The 17,914-nt window shown below is 65.6% G+C and carries 12 protein-coding genes and 1 pseudogene; 11 read left to right on the top strand and 2 right to left on the bottom strand.

The genetic code is table 11. From position 1 onward, the window contains the following. Positions 1-98: 98 nt before the first annotated feature. On the bottom strand, positions 99-896 hold the full coding sequence (locus QUS11_01815) for a hypothetical protein (protein MDM7992027.1): 798 nt from the start codon (positions 894-896) through the stop codon (positions 99-101). 150 nt (positions 897-1,046) lie between these two features. Between QUS11_01815 and QUS11_01810 the strand changes: the two genes are divergently transcribed. From QUS11_01810 to QUS11_01800, 3 genes are all read left to right on the top strand, one after another. After that, positions 1,047-3,293, top strand: a complete 2,247-nt coding sequence (locus tag QUS11_01810; protein MDM7992026.1) for a C25 family cysteine peptidase — start codon at positions 1,047-1,049, stop codon at positions 3,291-3,293. A 146-nt stretch (positions 3,294-3,439) separates the two neighbouring features. Continuing rightward, a complete protein-coding gene (gene rpsD, locus QUS11_01805; protein ID MDM7992025.1) occupies positions 3,440-4,054 on the top strand; it encodes a 30S ribosomal protein S4 in 615 nt (204 codons plus the stop codon). 387 nt (positions 4,055-4,441) lie between these two features. Further along, positions 4,442-5,254, top strand: a complete 813-nt coding sequence (locus QUS11_01800) for a hypothetical protein (protein MDM7992024.1) — start codon at positions 4,442-4,444, stop codon at positions 5,252-5,254. A gap of 73 nt (positions 5,255-5,327) precedes the next feature. Here the strand turns inward: QUS11_01800 and QUS11_01795 are convergent, their stop codons facing one another. Then, a complete protein-coding gene (locus tag QUS11_01795; protein MDM7992023.1) occupies positions 5,328-6,761 on the bottom strand; it encodes a hypothetical protein in 1,434 nt (477 codons plus the stop codon). 291 nt (positions 6,762-7,052) lie between these two features. On the opposite strand from QUS11_01795, the pseudogene prfB reads away from it, so the two are divergent. The 8 genes and pseudogenes from prfB (at position 7,053) to lpxD (ending at position 17,884) form a co-directional block, all read left to right on the top strand. Next, positions 7,053-8,081, top strand: a pseudogene (prfB, locus tag QUS11_01790) (peptide chain release factor 2). Next, the gene (lysS, locus tag QUS11_01785) at positions 8,081-9,547 is read left to right on the top strand and encodes a lysine--tRNA ligase (GenBank protein MDM7992022.1); all 1,467 of its coding nucleotides are present in this window, start codon (positions 8,081-8,083) and stop codon (positions 9,545-9,547) included. The pseudogene prfB and the gene lysS overlap by 1 nt, the downstream one beginning before the upstream one ends. Then, positions 9,544-10,791, top strand: coding sequence for an ABC transporter permease (locus QUS11_01780; protein ID MDM7992021.1), 1,248 nt, complete (start codon positions 9,544-9,546; stop codon positions 10,789-10,791). The genes lysS and QUS11_01780 overlap by 4 nt, the downstream gene beginning before the upstream one ends. Next, on the top strand, positions 10,784-11,470 hold the full coding sequence (locus tag QUS11_01775) for an ABC transporter ATP-binding protein (protein MDM7992020.1): 687 nt from the start codon (positions 10,784-10,786) through the stop codon (positions 11,468-11,470). The genes QUS11_01780 and QUS11_01775 overlap by 8 nt, the downstream gene beginning before the upstream one ends. A 110-nt stretch (positions 11,471-11,580) precedes the next feature. Continuing rightward, the gene (locus QUS11_01770; protein ID MDM7992019.1) at positions 11,581-14,037 is read left to right on the top strand and encodes an ATP-dependent Clp protease ATP-binding subunit; all 2,457 of its coding nucleotides are present in this window, start codon (positions 11,581-11,583) and stop codon (positions 14,035-14,037) included. Continuing rightward, positions 14,034-16,262: an outer membrane protein assembly factor BamA gene (gene bamA, locus QUS11_01765; protein MDM7992018.1), complete on the top strand. Its 2,229-nt coding sequence runs from the start codon at positions 14,034-14,036 to the stop codon at positions 16,260-16,262. Before QUS11_01770 ends, bamA begins: the two co-directional genes overlap by 4 nt. Before the next feature lie 28 nt (positions 16,263-16,290). Further along, positions 16,291-16,800, top strand: a complete 510-nt coding sequence (locus tag QUS11_01760) for an OmpH family outer membrane protein (protein ID MDM7992017.1) — start codon at positions 16,291-16,293, stop codon at positions 16,798-16,800. Further along, positions 16,784-17,884 (top strand): UDP-3-O-(3-hydroxymyristoyl)glucosamine N-acyltransferase, encoded by a 1,101-nt coding sequence (gene lpxD, locus QUS11_01755; protein ID MDM7992016.1) that lies wholly within the window; start codon positions 16,784-16,786, stop codon positions 17,882-17,884. Before QUS11_01760 ends, lpxD begins: the two co-directional genes overlap by 17 nt. Positions 17,885-17,914: the final 30 nt, after the last annotated feature.

Raw genomic sequence — 17,914 nt, 5'->3', positions numbered from 1 at the left:
CCCCCCCCCCCCCCCCCCCCCCCCCCCCCCCCCCCCCCCCCCCCCCCCCCCCCCCCCCCCCCCCCCCCCCCCCCCCCCCCCCTCCGCCCGGGGCGGGTTCAGCTCCCGCCCTCCATCCTCCTCAGGGCGCAGATCACCGCCGAAGGCGTGACGCCGAAGGCCCTGGCCACCTCCGAGTAGTTCATGCCCCATCTCCTTCGGCATTCCCTGAAGGCCTCGTGCCTGAGCGCCTGCTGCGCCCGCCCCCTGGGGTTGACGAGCCTGGCGCGGTGCACCCCGTACTCCCTGGCCAGCACTGCCGCGGGATCGGCCGGCAACAGCCTCTCGGACGGAACAGCCGGTTCGGGCGGGCGCCTGATCTCGAACTCCCTCCAGTCGGGTTCCGGTTCGCCGGGATCGGGCGGGAGCACGGGGTGCCCGGCCATGCCGGAACGGCCTGCCGAGCGCCCTCCCGCTCCGATGCTCCTTCTCAGGCTCGACCACTCCCAGGCCTCGGGGAACAGCACGATCCCCTCGCGCGACGGCAGGGAATGGACGTACCGGATGACCGAAGGGGCCCGGGACTCGTCGTCGAAGGCCCTGCTCGAGTACCTGCCGCCTCCGTACAGGCCCGTGCCGGAACCCCGTACGTCGGTCCTGACCCTCGAGTACCTGCCGAGGAGGAGTCTCGTGAATCTCTTCATCTCCTCGCCTTCACCGTGGAGGAGGAGGGTGGCCGATCCGGGAAGGAGGCACCAGGCCCGGAGATCGAGGCCGGTTCCCGCCAGCAGGGGCGGTACGAGTGCGACAAAGGCCGAGTAGTCAGGGGCGTCCCTGAACAGCAGGAGCCCCCCGCCGGCCCTCGTGGAGACCAGGTAGAAGGCGTTCCCGATGCAGATCCTCGCAGTTCTCGGCATCGCTCCCTCCGCCCGGAATATCCCGGCGCGCGGGCCCGGGGACAACTCCCCGGCCATGCGCACGACATTGACCCGATACCCGTGGAACTCTATAAAACCACGGGCATTATCCTACCAGAGAGATCAACCATTGCGCCAAGGGAGGACGAGGTGGCAAGGATTGTGATATTGCTGTTCCTGGTAGCATCGCTTGCATACGCGGACGTCCTGTACAGGGCTCCCGGCGAAGTCGATCCGGCGGTCTTCCTCGGCCGAGACGGCGCCGAGACGCTGATCGAGTTCAACCTCCCCGCCCTCACCCGCGAGGATGCGTTCGTCGACGGCTTCGGGCCGGCCAGCGTCATCAGGATACCCGGATGGGGTTTCGTGGGGCAGCTGGGCGCCCCCGACCTCCCTGCGGTGCGCAGCATGGTCCTGGTCGACAACACCGGCGACTACAGGCTCGAGATAGTCTCCGAGGAGACTTCCGTCCTGGGTTCGTACGACGTGGCGGCCTTCCAGGAATCCCCCTCCAGGAACGGCGATACGCCGCCCTACCGCCAGGATGAAGCCGTCTACGGCAACTCCGGCTTCTTCCCGGGCGAAGCGGCCACGCTCGAATCGATCCAGATCCTGCGAGACCTCAGGGTCGCCTGGGTGCGGTTCAATCCCGTGCGCTACAACCCCGTCACCGGTGAAACCATCATCACCACGAGCGTCACCGCCCGCCTCGTCCCAACCGGCGGCCAGGGCGAGAACGAGCTCGTGCGCGCGGCCACGGGCATAACGCCCGCATATCTGCCTTTCTACGAGGAGGTGCTCGGTTTCGAGCCCGCCGGGCAGAATACGGTCGACGGCTGCTACCTCGTGATCGGGTCGGAGGAGAGCATAGCACTCTGCCAGGACCTCATCGACTGGAAGATGGAGAAGGGCTACGAGGTCGTGTACGGAGTCGTCCCGACGATCGGCGCCACATCCTCCGCCATCGACGCCTGGATCGAGAACGCGTTCAACACCTGGTCCAACCCGCCCCTGTACATCCTCATCTGCGGCAACCACAACGTGGTGCCGACGCCGCTCTCGGGCGGCATGGCCCAGGACAACCAGTACGGCGTCATCGGTACCGCCACCTCGGTTCCGTCGATCCATGTCGGCAGGCTCTCCAACGAGGACACCGACGACCTGGCCTACCAGACCTGGAAGATCTTCAACTACGAGTACGACCCCTACATGCCTGCCGAGAGCTGGTTCCAGAATGCGGTGAGCATCGGTTCCACCGACTTCGAGGATCCGGCCCACAGCTGGGAGTACACCGAGATCTTCATGGCGGCCGGCATGACGGTCGACTACTACTGCGACGAGGGAGGCATGACGCCTACCGTGGCCGCGATCTCGGCCAGCATCAACGACGGCCGCTCCCTGATCAGCTACATCGGCCACGGATCGATGACGGCATGGGGGACATCCGGCTTCAGCAACTCGAACGTCGCGGCCCTGTCCAACGGCAGGATGCTTCCCTGGATCAACTCCATCGCCTGCCAGAACGGCGCCTTCGACGACGGCTACTGCTTCGCCGAGGCCTGGATGAACGAGGGCACCGTCGAGTCCCCCAAGGGCGCGATAGGCATAATGGCGGCCACGGTGAACAGCCCTGTAGGCCAGACCGACTCCCTTGCAGAGTACACCTTCCGCGGGTACTTCGAAGAGGACATCTGGCACACGGGTGACGCTGTCGACTACGGCAAGCTCAAGGTCGAGCAGTTCTACGGCTTCAGCGGCGCATCATCCAACAACAACATGCACATGATCTTCGGATGCCCCGAGCTTGACATCTTCTGCACCACCTCGCCCCTGCCGGCCCTCACGGCCGACCATCCCTCCGCGATATCGCAGGGCAGCTTCACGGTGACCGTGACGAGCGGCGGTTCACCCGTCGAAGGCGCCCTTGTCGGAGTCGTGCAGGACTCGGTCTATCTCGACGGCGGGCTCACCAACGCCTCCGGCGTCGTGACGCTCACCATCCCGTCCCTCCCGTCCTCCACCGAGTGGGCGACCGTCACGGCGACCTACCACAATGCAGAGCCCTACCGCGGTTCGGCCAACCCGGGCACGGGCATCGAGGGCGGCGAGGGGGCGGTTGGCTCCCTTTGCCTCGGCTCGCCTGCACCCAACCCGTTCTCGGCAGCCACGTCGATCCAGTTCAGCGTGTCCGAACCCGGTTTCGCGAGCCTGGACGTGTTCGACATGGCCGGCCGGCTGGTCGACACCATCACCTCCGGCGAAGTCGCCGCCGGATCCCACGAAGTGACGTGGGCCGGTGACGGTGCCGACGGCAGGCCTCTCGCCGACGGCATCTACATGATCCGCCTCCGCACAGCCGCGGGCTCCACATCCCGCACCTGCGTGCTGCTCAGGTAGAAGAGCTCGACTGACGAGGGCCGGCCCCGGGCCGGCCCTCTTCTTGACGGAGCCCCACCGCAGGGCTAGATTTTCCGAGCTTTTTGCGGCAGTTCGGTTTGATATCCAGCAGCAAGGCCGCCACGGGCGGCCCGGAGGTCAGATTAGTGTCGACTTACAGAGGTCCCAGGCTCAGAAAGGTGAGGTCTCTCGGCGTGATGCTGCCGGGGCTCACCCACAAGGCCGCCAGGAAGCGCACCTCCCCTCCGGGAGAGGCCGGCGGGCAGCACCGCCGCCGCAGGGTGTCGGTCTACAGGATGCAGCTCTCCGAGAAGCAGAAGATCCGCTACAACTACGGCCTGTCCGAGAAGCAGCTCGAGGCGTATTTCCAGAAGGCCGCGAGCCTCCCGGGAGAAACCGGCGTGAACCTCCTCCAGCTCGTGGAGCGCAGGCTCGACAACGTAGTGGCGAGATCGGGCTTCGCCAGCACCATCCCGGCGGCGCGCCAGCTCGTGTCCCACGGGCACATCACCGTCAACGGCCACAAGGTGGACATCGCCTCCTACCAGGTCGGCGTGGGCGACATCATCTCCCTGAAGGAGTCGAGCAGGGATCTCAAGGTCATCGTCGACAACATCACGCAGGGCCGCGGCATCGGCGTGCCCGCCTACCTGGAGGTCGACCCCAAGTCCCGCAAGGCTTCGATGAAGAGCCTGCCGGCGCGCGAGGACATCACTCTCGAGGTCCAGGAGCGCATGGTCGTGGAGTTCTACTCCAAGTAGAGCCCGATCCATACCTCAGGGCGCCGCGCGAGCGGCGCCCTTTCCATTTCCCTCCAGATCGCCTTTGACTTTCGTTCCCGAATACGCCTGAAAAGCACAAGCAGCGCATAATGCATGTGGAGTTCAAATAGCGGGCATCGGGCATGTGTTCCGGTGATCACACATGATTTATTCCAACAGCCGGGCATGATTCCGGTTTGCCCGAACATAACGTTAATAGTATAGCATGCAAATAAAAGCAAACGCATCATATCGGAGTTTTCGAGGCGGTTCGGCGAAGGATGGGAACGGTTTTCCAGCGGTCTGATGGGAGCGGTCTGATGGGAAGGTGTTGCGGGGAGGGGGTGGGGGGCCTATAAACACCACTCAACAGCGCGGAGGGACGAGATGTCCGGTCGATTCGTGGGATTCGCGGCTCCGAGACATGTCGAGAGCCTCGACGACTGCTGCTTCTATCACACCGTGGACCTTCCCGGTCTGGGCACCGTGGAGGGCCCGTGGGACCTGCGCGGTGGCGTCGACGACTATCTGGGACATGTCGACTTCCAGGGCGTGTCGGTGTTCGAACCTGGCCCGGCCAGCGGCTTCCTCACGTTCGAGATGGAGAAGCGCGGCGCCCTGGTGACGGCCTACGACCTGTCGGAGGAGCAGGAGTGGGACGTCATCCCCTACGCCGGGCGCGACGCCTCCATCGAGAAGGCCGAGATGCGGGCGCAGATGAGGCGCATCAACAACTCGTTCTGGCTCGGCCACAGGCTCTTCGACTCACGCGTCCGCCTTGTCCACGGCCATGTCTACGAGGTGCCGGATGATATCGGCACCTTCGACGTCTGCCTGCTGGGCAGCATCCTGCTCCACCTCAGGGATCCGTTCCTCGCGATGCAGAAGTGCCTCTCGCACACGGCCGGGACCGCAATCGTGACGGACATGCTGCCGCGGTCGGATCTCCTCCCGAAGAGCGGCCTGCGGCGGCTCGTCCCCGCAATCCTGAGACAGCCCTCGATGGGATTCGCACCAGACGGGGAAACACGGCGCCCGACCGACACCTGGTGGAAGCTCCATCCCGAGATCGTCGCAAGAATGCTGGGAGTGCTGGGATTCGGCAACGCCGAGGTGACGTACCACCGTCAGACCTACAGGGGCCGCAGGCTGCGCCTGTTCACTGTGGTCGCGCACAGGACCGGGAGAGGCCCCGCCTAGGGGCGGAACACGGATTCGCGGAAATGGAAACGGGCCCCCGGCCGGTGCCGGGGGCCCTTGGCATGATTCTTCGCTAGAGCAGCGACGCCAGGTTGTCGGACAGCATTCGGGAGTAGTCGTCCGTGGGGAAGGACGAGCGCAGGGCGCGCGCGGCCAGCGCGAGGGACTTCTGCAGGGGCAGCGTGTACCTCATGGTGGTGAAGCGGCTCCTGTAGGCCTCGACCTCCTTCGACACGTCGGCCTTGTCCCTTATGCAGCGCGCCATCATCGACGCGACCGGGCCGAAGTCGTCCTCGTCCATGCCGAACCGGGTCATCTCGGAGACGCCCGTGCGGAGGCCGCTGGATACGAGGAACGTCTCGTCGTCCGGGAGGGCCTGGTAGTTGACTATGATGCCGTTCTCCTCGAGCCTCCTGGCGATGTCGGCCCCGTCTCCGAACTCGCTCACGCGCAGTACGACCTGGTGGGTCATGGTGTAGCCGTCGGAGGGATCGCCCTCGACCCTCAACCCGTTGTCGGCCAGATGCCTGGCGAACGCCCTGGCGTTCGAGAGCACCCTGGTCTGGTATTCCTCCTTGAACTCGTTCATCTCGTGGGTCGCGACCAGCAGGCCGACAAGCGTGGCCAGATGGTGGTTGCTGGTGCTGCCGGGGAACGCCCTGCTGCGGATGTCGAGCCAGAGCTTGCGCAGGGGGCTCGACTTGTCCATCCTGCTCGCGATGACGCCGCGCTGGGGGCCGAAGAATGTCTTGTGGGTCGAACCCGTCACCAGGTCGGCACCTTCGGCGAGGGGGGCCTGGAATGCTCCGTAGAGGCCGAGCACGTGGGCCATGTCGTACATGATCACGGGCCGGGGCTGCATGTCCCTGACGATCTCCGCAACGAGGCTGACCGGTTCCGGGTACAGGAACATGCTCTTGCCGAATACGATCAGTTCGGGCTTCCTGTCGCCTATCAGGCCGGCGAGCCTGTCGGTGTCGATCCTGTACATGTTGTCGGAGCGGACGGGGAAGTTGACGCAGTTCTCCTCGCCCGTGGCGGGATCGATGTCGACGAAGTTGAACAGCGCGCCCATGGGCTGGCTCGAGAGGTGCCCGCCCTTGCCGAGGTCGTTGTTCATCACTGCGCGCAGCTTCCTGAACACGCCGGGGGCGGAGTCCCTGTTGACGAACCTCGTGACCGCCTTGAACACGATCTCGTTGGCCATCTGGCCGCTGATGGGCCTCAGCTCGGTCTCGGTGGCCCCGAAGTACCCGCAGAGAGCCTCCTGGGCCTCGATCTCGACATCCCTGATGAAATCCGTGCCCTGGTAGAAGTATACCTCGCGGCTCTTCATGGACCTGTGCTCGGCATATCGCCCGGCGGGATCGCACATCTCGCAGATCTTCACTATGGGGCTGGGCGTGTTCTCCGACGGGATGAGGTTCAGGCAGCGCCTCTGCCGCCAGTCGTTGTTCCTCTCGATGCGGTCGAAGAGACCGTCGATCCTGTCCTCGAATCCTGACATCAGTCCATCCTTCCTGGTCGCCGCGGAGTGCGCGGCCATGACAACCGACAGATCGAATCCTCGATAATACTCGATCCGTACGGCCGAGGCACCGGTGAGCCCGCCACCCCGCAAATAGAAGCGGTACCCCGGGATATCCGGTTCCATCCCGGCGGCCCTTGTCCCTGCGCCCTGCTTTTGCGATAAACGAAGCGATTTACGCCTGAAGGGATTGTGACGGGATGGCATCGGACACCCAGGACAGGATCACGGCGCTGACAGGGCAGCTCGACAAGCTCAGGGAGGGCCTTTGACCTCGATGCGATGAGCGTCCGCGAGGAGGAGATAGGCCGCGCCATGGCGGACCAGGGGTTCTGGGACGACAGGAAGAAGGCGCTGGCGATCATATCAGAACTCAAGGAGATACAGGCCTGGACAGCGCCGGTAAGGGCTCTGCGGAGGCAGCTCGAGGACGTCGAGGTGGCGCTGGAGCTGCTCGAGCAGGAGCCCGACGAGGAACTGGCGCAGGATACGGTCCGCCGGCTGGAGACCCTCGAGGCCGAATGCGGAGTCCTCGTCTTCCGCAGCATGCTCTCGGGCAAGGATGACCGGAAGGATGCGATCCTCACGGTGCGGCCCGGGGCCGGTGGGATAGACAGCCAGGACTGGGCGGAGATGCTCATGGGCATGTACGTCCGCTGGGCCGAGAAGATGGGGTTCGAGACCGAGATGCTCAACCTCCAGCCCGGCGAGGAGGCCGGGATCCGCGAGGCGGTCATCTCGGTGAAGGGGCCCTTCGCCTACGGTTATCTCCTGGCCGAGAGCGGGATCCACCGGCTCGTGAGGCGTTCGCCCTTCGACCAGAACCACAGGCGCCACACCAGTTTCGCATCCGTGTTCGCCCTGCCCGAGGTCGACGAGAGCATCGACATCGAGATCAGGGACGAGGATCTGCGCGTCGACACCTACCGTTCCAGCGGGGCGGGAGGGCAGCACGTGAACAAGACCTCCTCCGCGATCAGGATCACCCACATCCCGAGCGGGATAGTCGTGACGTGCCAGGACGAGAGGTCGCAGCACCGGAACCGCGAGGTCGCCATGAGGATCCTGAGGTCGAGGCTGTACGAGCTCGAGGAGGAGAAGCGCAGGGCGGAGAAGGACGAGCTCGAGAGCACGAAGAAGGACGTCTCGTGGGGCAACCAGATCAGATCGTACGTCCTTCAGCCGTACCAGATGGTGAAGGACCACAGGACGGGCATGGAGACATCGGACGTGGACGGGTTCCTGGCCGGCGACATCCAGGCCTTCATAGAGGAGTATCTGCGGACGGGGGGCAGGTGATGATCGAACAGGGCGACCAGATGGACATCAGGCGGGCCAAGCTCGTCGAGGTAAGGGATGTTCTGGGCCTGGACCCGTATCCTCCCAGGACCGGCCCCGTCACACCCGTCGCGTCGGTGGTGCAGGCAGGGGAAACCCCTGGTCCGGTGTCGACCGCCGGCAGGATAAGGGCACGGCGCGAGCACGGCAAGGCCCTCTTCGTCGACATCTGGAGCGAAGGGGCGTCCATCCAGGCGTATTTCAGGAAGGACAGGCTCCCCGGGGCCGTGTGGACCCTGGCCGGCCTCCTCGACCTCGGTGACATCGTCAGGGTGTCCGGAGGCGTCTTCCGCACCAGGACGGGAGAGCTGACGGTCGACGTCCAGGAGATGGAACTGCTCTGCAAGAGCCTCAGGCCGCTGCCGGTGGTGAAGACGGACGCCGAGGGCAGGACCTTCGACGCCCTGGCCGACACCGAACTGATGTACAGGCACAGGACCATGGATCTGCTGGTCAACCCCGCGAGCAGGGCCAGGGCGCTGGCCCGCTCGAGGATCGTGACCGCGCTCCGGTCCTACCTCGACCGGAACGGTTTCGTCGAGGCGGAGACCCCGGTGCTCCAGCCCCTCTACGGCGGGGCTTCTGCCGAGCCCTTCACCACCGAGTACGTCCATCTCGGCGAGAGGTTCTACCTGCGGATCGCCACGGAGCTGTACCTGAAGCGGCTTCTCGCGGGCGGCATCGACAGGGTGTACGAACTCGGGAAGGACTTCAGGAACGAGGGGATCGACAGGACCCACTCGCCGGAGTTCACCCAGCTCGAGCTCTACGAGGCCTACGGCGACTACGGCACGATGATGACCCGCTTCGAGGAGATGGTGGGGGAGGCGGCCGAGGCGGCCGGTACCGGCATGGAGGTGGCCTTCAGGGGCCACAGGATCTGCCTCCGGGCCCCCTTCGCACGGGTCGGATTCGTCGACTCGCTCAGGGACGCGAGCGGAGAGGACTTCTTCTCCTGGGAGCCCGGAGCCCTCAGGAAGCGCTGCGACGATCTGGGGACGGCTCCAGGGGCTGCCGACAGGGAGTCCCTGATCGACAAGCTGTTCGACCACTACGTCACTTCCGGGCTCGTCCAGCCCACGTTCGTGCTCGACTATCCGCAGTTCCTCTCGCCGCTTGCCAAGCCGAAGCCCGGCTGCCCGGGCATCACCGAGAGGTTCGAGCCGTTCATCGCCGGGCTGGAGATGGGCAACGCCTTCAGCGAGCAGAACGATCCCGTACTGCAGAGGGCCATCCTCCAGGAACAGGCGTCGGGTTCGTCCGAGCGCATGGGCGAGGTCGACGAGGACTTCCTCCATGCCCTCGAGATCGGCATGCCGCCCGCGGGCGGTCTCGGGGTCGGGGTCGACCGTCTCGCAATGGTGCTCACCGACGCATCCTCGATCAGGGACGTCATCCTGTTCCCCCAGCTCAGGCGTCTCCGTTGAGCTGTCCCGTCGTGCCGCCCGTGGCTTTCCGGCAGATATGGAGCCGCGCCCATTCCGGGGTGGTCAGGATGGTGTCCATCCTCTCGATCTCCGGCATCGCGATCGGCGTAGCCGCGCTACTCCTGCTCGACGCGTTCATGAACGGCTTCCAGGGATCCATCATGGACTTCCTGTCCATGGCCAATCCCGCGCTGATAGTCACGGCGCCGGGAGGAGGATACCTGACCGGGCGGGACGTCGATCTCGTCAGGGCTCTCGCCGCCTCCACACCCGGCCTCGGTTCGGTGTCGCCCTATCTCGAGAAGGCCGCAGTCGCCTCCGGCGAGGGCGGTTCCGTGGCGGGCATACTGGTCCGGGCGGTCGATCCCGTTGCCGAGAGGGGCGTCTCCTCGCTCTCCGAAGGCCTTCCAGCCTCGGGCAGCGAGGCCGTCCTTGGGTCGGAGCTGGCCGCCAGGCTCTCCGTCCTCGAAGGCGACAGCATCAGGATAGCCTCGACCGAAACGGTGGACATCACATCCTCCGGCCATGCCGTCGTCGATACCATAGTTTCCGTCCGGGTGGCAAGCGTCCGTGACTTCGGGCTCGCCGAGTACAATTCCGGCCTCGCGGTCGTGAGCCTCGGCACCGCGGGAGCGCTCTACGGAACCGCCGGCCGCTTCTCCGCCGCCGGCGTCTCGCTGGATCCCGGCGCCGACGCGGTGGAGTCCTCTGCGGCCCTGTCCGCCTCCCTCAGGTCCGAATACGTGGATTCGAGATACGACAGGTTCATGGAGGCCGAGGCCTTCCTGACCCGGCACGAGAACCTCTTCCGGGCCTTCGGGCTGGAACGGTTCGGCATGACGGTGGTGCTCGCCCTGATCACCGTCGTTGCCCTGCTGAACCTGTCGAGCGCGCTTGCGATGATCGCGCTGGAGCATCGCAGGGACACGGGCGTCCTGAGGGCGATGGGCGCCACCCCGGGCCACATCCTGGGGATCGGCTTCTTCCAGGGTCTCATCCTGGGCGTGTCCGGCTGCCTGGCGGGTTCCGCATTCGCGGCCCTCGCGATCCTCGCTGTCAACAGGCTCGTCCCCCTGCACCTGGAGGATTCTGTCTACTGGGTGGACACTCTCGTCGCCAGGGTCGATCCGGGCGCCTGGCTGCTCACCATGGGCGCCACGATCGCGGCCTGCCTGGCCGCGTCGGCACTCCCGGCGGCCTCGGCCCTGTCCGTCCCCCCCGCGGAATGCGTGCGGCATGAGTGATGCGCCGGCCCTCTCCTGCAGGGGGATCAGGAAGTCCTACCGCGAGAGCGGCGCGGTGCTCGAGGTGCTTCGCGGGATCGACTTCGAGGCCGCCCCCGGCGAGATCGTGGCGGTCACCGGCCCGAGCGGCTCGGGGAAGAGCACGCTCCTGAACATCCTGGGTGTCCTGGAACCCCCCGATTCCGGTTCGGTCCTGATAGGCGGCGTCGATGCCTGGCTCTCCCCGGAGGGCGGAAGGGCGGCGCTCCGGAACAGGAGACTCGGGTTCGTGTTCCAGTTCCATCACCTCATGGAGGAGTTCACGGTCCTCGAGAACGTCGCGATCCCTCTCCTGATAGCGGGAAGGGCGAAAGCAGAGGCCGAGGATGCAGCGTCGGCGATCCTCCGCGAGGTGGGGCTCGAAGGTCTGACCGGCAGGTTCCCCTCGAAGATCTCGGGCGGCGAGAGGCAGAGGGCGGCCATAGCCAGGGCCCTGGTGGCACGGCCGGACGTGGTCCTTGCCGACGAACCCACCGGCAATCTCGATCCAGTGAACGGCGAGAGGCTGAGGGACCTGATCGGGCAGCTCGCGCATGATCACGGACAGGCCTTCGTCCTCGCCACGCATTCCGCTGCTCTCGCCGCGGGGTCGGACAGGGCCTACCGGCTGGCATCGGGGCTGCTGATCCGGGAAGGCTGAGTTTGCCCGGCCAGGGCGGTACCGGGTATCATCCCCGCGCTGCAGGCAGGAACCCCTGGGCGCGTTGCCAGTATATTCAGTAGACAGCCACGATTCCACGGAGGTATCGATTGCCCGAGCAGTACAGCGAGAGAGCCAGGGCGGCGATCAACATAGCGCGCACCGAGGCCAGCAAGTACGGGCAGGCCAAGGTCGGTTCCGAGCACATGCTCTTCGGCCTGCTCTCCGTCAGGGGTTCCACCGCCATCTCCATACTGCATGCCCTCGGCGTCAACACGTCCGAGTTGAGGGTCCGCCTCGAGAGCTACATCAGGAAGCCGTCGGGGATAACGATCCCCACGCACGAGGTCGGCTGGACTACCAAGGCCCGGCTGGTCCTCCACGAGGCCAACAGGCAGTCGAGCCTGATGAACCACCAGACGGTCGGGACCGAGCACATCCTGCTGGGGCTCATCGCCGTATCCAGCTGCATGGCCGCGAACCTCCTCCGCGAGCGGGGAGTGCTGCTCGACCGCGCGGTCACCGAACTCCAGAACCTGCCCCGCGGAAGGGAGGAGAAGTCCGAGGAGGAATCCACGTCCGCCCTCGAGTTCTTCTGCCGCGACCTCACCGCGATGGCAGGCGAGAACTCGCTCGATCCCGTCATCGGCCGCGAGAAGGAGATCTCGAGGGTCATCCAGGTCCTCTGCAGGAGGAAGAAGTGCAACCCGGTGCTCATAGGCGAGCCGGGGGTGGGCAAGACCGCCATCGTAGAGGGTCTCGCGCAGCTCATCATCTCGTGCCGCGTGCCGCCGCCCCTCCGCGACAGGAGGCTGATGGCCCTGGACATGGCCGGGGTGATCGCCGGCACCAAGTACAGGGGTCAGTTCGAGGAGAGGCTCAAGGTCCTGCTCAAGGAGATATCCGAAGCCGGCAACATCATCCTGTTCATCGACGAGATACATTCCATCGTCGGTGCGGGAGCGGCCGAAGGCGCCATCGACGCGGCCAACCTGCTCAAGCCGGCGCTGGCCAGGGGCGAGTTCCAGTGCATCGGGGCGACCACCCTCGACGAGTACAGGCGGCGCATCGAGAAGGACGGCGCCCTCGAGAGGCGATTCCAGCCGGTTCCGGTCGATCCGCCCACGGTGGCGCTCACGGTCGAGATCCTCGACGGCCTCAGGAGCAAGTACGAAGAACACCACGGAGCCGAGTTCCTGCCCGACGCCGTGCATGCCTGCGCCAGCCTGGCCGACCGGTTCATAAGCGGCAGGTTCCTGCCGGACAAGGCGATCGACGTCATGGACGAGGCCGGCGCCAAGACCAGGCTCCAGGCATCGGCGATGCCGCCGGGGCTCGATCAGATCGAACACGAGATCGAGCTGATGGAGTCGGACATGACCCGCGCCACCGAGATGTGCGACTTCGAGGAGGCCATGAAGCTCCGGTTCGAGGTCGAGAAGAAGCAGGCCGTCCTGGCCGCCGCGAGGAACGAATGGCTGTCCTCCGAGGACAGGAGGATCGTCACGGTCGACCTGGTGGCCGAGGTGGTGTCGGACATGACCGGCATCCCCGTGAACAGGATGACCGAGAGCGAGCTCGCGCATCTCAGGGATCTCGAGAAGCATCTCTCCTCCCGGATCGTCGGGCAGGACGAAGCCCTCGGAGTCATCGCCAGGGCGATCAGGAGGGGCAGGGTCGGCCTCAAGGACCCGCACCGGCCATCCGGCGCCTTCCTCTTCATGGGCCCCTCAGGGGTCGGCAAGACCGAGACCGCAAGGGTCATCGCCGAGAAGGTGTTCGGCGACACCAGCGCCCTGATCCGGATCGACATGTCCGAGTTCCAGGAGAAGTTCTCGGGCTCCAGGCTGGTCGGAGCGCCCCCGGGATATGTGGGCTACGACGACGGAGGCCAGCTCACCGAGAAGATCAGGAGGCGGCCGTACTCGGTCGTGCTCTTCGACGAGGTCGAGAAGGCCCATTCTGACCTGTTCAACATGCTCCTGCAGGTGATGGACTACGGATGCATGACGGACAGCTACGGCAGGCACGTCGACTTCTCCAACACGATCCTGATAATGACCAGCAATCTGGCGTCGAAGGAGCTCCAGGGCGTCGGGCACCCCGGTTTCTCGAACGAGTCCGACACCGACAGGAACCGCCGCCAGCGGGATCTGATGATGGACGGCGTGAGGCGGTTCTTCTCGCCGGAGTTCATCAACAGGCTCGATGAAATCGTCGTCTTCAACCAGCTCGGACGGGAGGAGATCGACGGGATCGTCGGGATCCAGTTCGAGGAGGTCAGGGGCAGGCTTCTGGAGTTCGGGATCGACCTCGTCCTGAGCCCGTCGGCCAGGGAGCTGATGGCCGAATGCGGTTTCGACCCGTCCTCCGGGGCCAGGCATCTCCGCAGGACCATACAGCGACTCGTGGAGGACCCGCTCACCGAAGCTCTCCTCCAGGGCGAGTTCACCAGGGGGGATCACATAGTGGCAGAGAGGGCGGACGACCATCTCCTGTTCCTGAAGGCCCGGGACGGAATGACGGACCGGGAGGCACTCACGGCAACAGGCAGAACATCGAATTGAAGGCTCTCCTCATACTCATCACGGCCGCCGCCGCATCCGGTGCCGGAACCATCGGCAGCGTAGGCGTCGAGGGCAATGCTTTCGTCACCGACTCCCTGATCGTCCGGACCTTCGGACTCCAGACCGGCATGCCGTACACGTCCGATGCCGCCGCTGACGGCCTGAGGAACCTCTTCAACCTGGGGTACTTCTCGGCGATCGAGATCCTGGCCGACTCGTCCTCGGGGCTGGTCGACCTGAGGATCAGTGTCGAGGAGAACAGGATCCTGAGCGACTTCTCCATCACGGGTCTCGACTGCATGGACGAGGAGGACGTGAGGGACTCGCTGTTCCTCTTCCCGGGGCAGACCGTCTCCCTCATGGATGTCGAGGACGCACGGATGACCATCCTGGCCCTCCTCGCGGAGAAGCACAGGCACTTCGCCACAGTAGACGCCCGCTGGGACGCGCCCGATGCCGGGGGCAGGTGCGCGCTGGTCTTCGATGTGACGGAGGGTCCCGACGTCAGGGTCGGCGAGATCGTGTTCGAGGGCAACACCGTGTTCGACGACGGCGATCTCAGGGGCGAGATGAAGACGAAGCAGGATTCGTTCTGGCGCTCGGGACGCCTGAGGGAGTCCGACCTCGCGGAGGACCTGGGCAAGATCGAGAGATACTACTGGGATCACGGATACCCGGACGCAAGGGTTCTCGGGGTCGAGCGCAGCACGATGGAGGACGGGCGGCACCTCCGCCTCTCCATCACGGTCTCGGAGGGGCGCTTCTACCGCTTCGGACCCGTCGCATTCCAGGGGAACGAGGCCATACCCGACAGCACGCTCGGCCTGACGGTGAGGATGGAGCAGGGACAGGAGTACCGGGTCAGCCGCTTCGAGCAGACTCTCGACGCCATCTACGAGCAGTTCCAGGATCGCGGCTACTTCTACGCCTCGGTCGAACCCGCCGTCTCCGCGGACACCACGGCCGGCGAGATCTCCGTCACGTTCAACGTGACCGAAGGCGAGCGGGCCCACATAAGGCGCATCGAGATAGTGGGCAACACCCGCACCATGGACAACGTGATAAGGCGGCAGCTCTGGGTCACCCCGGGCGACCTGTTCCAGAGAACGGCCCTTGTCAGGAGCCTGCGCAACATCTTCTATCTCAATTATTTCGACAATGTGGTCCCCGACTTCCGTGCAATCGACGGCTCCTCGGACATCGATCTCGTCATCGAAGTGGCCGAGAAGTCCACCGGGAAGGCCGGGTTCGGAGCGGGCTACGGAGCGAGCGACGGGTTCAACGGCTATCTCGAACTCGGGGAGACCAACCTCCTGGGGCGCGGACAGAGCGTCTCGATCAACTACCAGTTCTCGAAGTCCTCGAACGACGTCGAACTGAGCTTCACCGAACCGTGGTTCAGGGACACGCCCCTCACTCTCGGCGGCGAGATCTTCCACACGACCTCCGACAAGGACTACTACGACCGCACCAGGACCGGCGGAGCCGTGACGGTGGGGCGCGTGCTCCCGTGGATCGACTACACCTCCGCCTCCGTGCGCTACCTGCTCGAGCGCACCAACGTCTTCAACATCACCGAGGACTCCACGAGCTACTACTACAGCCTGAACGACACCGATTGGCCGAGGTGGACGAGCTCCGTCAGGTTCTCGGTCGTCCGCGACAGCAGGGACAGGCAGGTATTCCCCGGCGAGGGCTCGGAGAACTCGTTCATCGCCGAGTTCGCGGGTGGGGCCCTGGGCGGGAACATCGGCTATCAGAAGTACCTCCTCGACAGCAGCTGGTACATCCCCTCCATCTGGAAGTGCGTGTTCATGGTCAGGGCGAGGACCGGGCTGCTGGCCTCGCTGGCCGGCGAGTCACCCCCGGCGTACGAGCTCTTCGAGCTTGGCGGGACCGGCTTCTACGGCATCAGGGGATACGACAGCGAGACCATCGGGGCGGTCGAGGGATTCGAGACGGTGGGCGGCAAGTTCATGCTGATCCTCTCGGCCGAATACCGGCTCAGGCTGCTCGACCAGCTGCAGCTCGCGGCCTTCATGGACGCAGGCAACACATGGAGCTCGATGTCGCTAGCCGATATCGGAGATCTCAACAGGGGGGCCGGTCTGGGCTTCCGGATCGAGGTGCCGATGCTGGGCATCATGGGCCTCGACTACGCATACGGTTTCGACGGACCCGACCAGGGATGGCAGCCCCATTTCCAGTTCGGGACCGACTTCTGACGGATTCCCGATCACGGACGGAGCTTGGATGAGGTTGATCACGATTGCCGCACTCCTGCTCCCGGCCGCCGCCGGTGCAGGGACCGTAGCCGTCCTGGATTCCGAACGGATCTTCGAATCGCTGGGCGGGGTGGCGGATGCCAGGGAGCTGCTCGAGGCCGAGATAGACGAATGGAACGCCCATGCCGACTCTCTCCAGGCCGACATAGACGCCATCGAACTCGACCTCTCCCGGACCCTGATGATGAGCCCGGAACGGAGGAGGGAGCGCGAGGCGCTCCTGGAGGAAAAAAGGGCGGAACTCGAGCAGTTCCTGTCCTCCACGTTCGGCCCGGGCGGCCTGGCGGAGCGCCGGAACGAGGAACTCGTCACCCCGATCGTCGACGAGATCAACGAGGCCGTGCGCGAACTGGGAACCGAGAACGGATACGAGCTGGTCCTCGATACGGCCGGGGGATTCGTCGTCTATGCCGACGAGTCGCTCGACATCACCGACCTGGTGATAACCAGGATGTCCACCGGTGGCGCGGCGGATTAGCCTCGCCGACCTCGCGGCGGCCCTCGGCGGAGAGCTGGTCGGCCCCGGGGGCGACGAGGCGGTCGAGGGGGTCTCGTCCCTTCAGGATGCGGGCCCCGCCGAGGTCTGCTACTACGGCAACCCTCTATATCGCAGGCAGCTCTCGTCCACGAGGGCGCTCGCGGTCATCTGCTCGGGGGACGTCGAGACTTCGGCCCCCAACAGGATCAGGGTGTCGAATGCCTACGACGCCTTCCGCAGGGCCCTCGGACTCTTCGCCCCGGACAGGAGCTCCGGGTTCGACGGCGTCCATTCGTCCGCGATCGTGCATCCCACGGCCGTCATCGGGGCAGGGTCGGCCATCGGCCCGTGCACCGTGCTCGAACAGGGAGTCACGATCGGGGAGGGCACGCGGATCGGGTCCTGCTGCTGCATCGGCAGGGATGCCCGGCTGGGTTCGGGATGCGTGATCCACTCCCATGCCGTGGTGGAGGCCGGCACCGTGATCGGCGACAGGACCGTGATCCATTCCGGCACCGTGCTGGGCGCCGACGGCTTCGGCTTCGTCCCCGACCCTGCCGGCCACAGGAAGGTGCCCCAGAACGGCATAGTGGTGATCGGGAACGACGTCGAGATCGGGGCCAACTGCACCATCGACAGGGCCGTCACCGGGGCCACCACGGTGGGGGACCACTGCAAGCTCGACAACCTGGTGCACCTCGCCCATAATGTCATACTCGGACCCGGCTGCCTGCTGGCCGCGCAGGTCGGCATCGCAGGCAGCACCCGTGTCGGCAGGGGAGTCGTTTTCGGCGGCCAGGCCGGCATCGGGGGACATATCGAGATCGGCGACGGGGCAACCATCGCCGGCCAGGCAGGTGTCACGAAGAGCGTGCCGGCGGGTGCCGTCGTTTCCGGTTACCCGGCCAGGCTTCACGCGAGGGCTCTCAGGATCGACGCCGCCCTCTCGAGGCTGCCGGAGTTCATGGAGTCGGTTTCCGGCATCATCGGAACGCCGGGAGACGATGCGCGGGAACGCCCCCTCCGGTCGCCCGGGGGCATCGACGCCGGATCGGATGGATCCCCGGCAACCCCGGAGACCTGAGAGAACGGGCATGCGGGATCGACCCCGCAA

This window comes from Candidatus Fermentibacter sp., from assembly GCA_030373045.1.
Taxonomy (GTDB): Bacteria; Fermentibacterota; Fermentibacteria; order Fermentibacterales; family Fermentibacteraceae; genus Fermentibacter.
Note: the sequence above shows the minus strand (reverse complement) of the source record. Positions and strands in the feature narration are given on the sequence as shown.

What these genes read in the sequence shown, in the direction of transcription:
- QUS11_01815 (MDM7992027.1), bottom strand. Translation starts at nt 896, where the DNA reads ATGCCGAGAACTGCGAGGATCTGCATCGGGAACGCCTTCTACCTGGTC.
- QUS11_01800 (MDM7992024.1), top strand. Translation starts at nt 4,442, where the DNA reads ATGTCCGGTCGATTCGTGGGATTCGCGGCTCCGAGACATGTCGAGAGC.
- QUS11_01795 (MDM7992023.1), bottom strand. Translation starts at nt 6,761, where the DNA reads ATGTCAGGATTCGAGGACAGGATCGACGGTCTCTTCGACCGCATCGAG.
- lysS (MDM7992022.1), top strand. Translation starts at nt 8,081, where the DNA reads ATGATCGAACAGGGCGACCAGATGGACATCAGGCGGGCCAAGCTCGTC.
- QUS11_01775 (MDM7992020.1), top strand. Translation starts at nt 10,784, where the DNA reads ATGAGTGATGCGCCGGCCCTCTCCTGCAGGGGGATCAGGAAGTCCTAC.
- QUS11_01760 (MDM7992017.1), top strand. Translation starts at nt 16,291, where the DNA reads ATGAGGTTGATCACGATTGCCGCACTCCTGCTCCCGGCCGCCGCCGGT.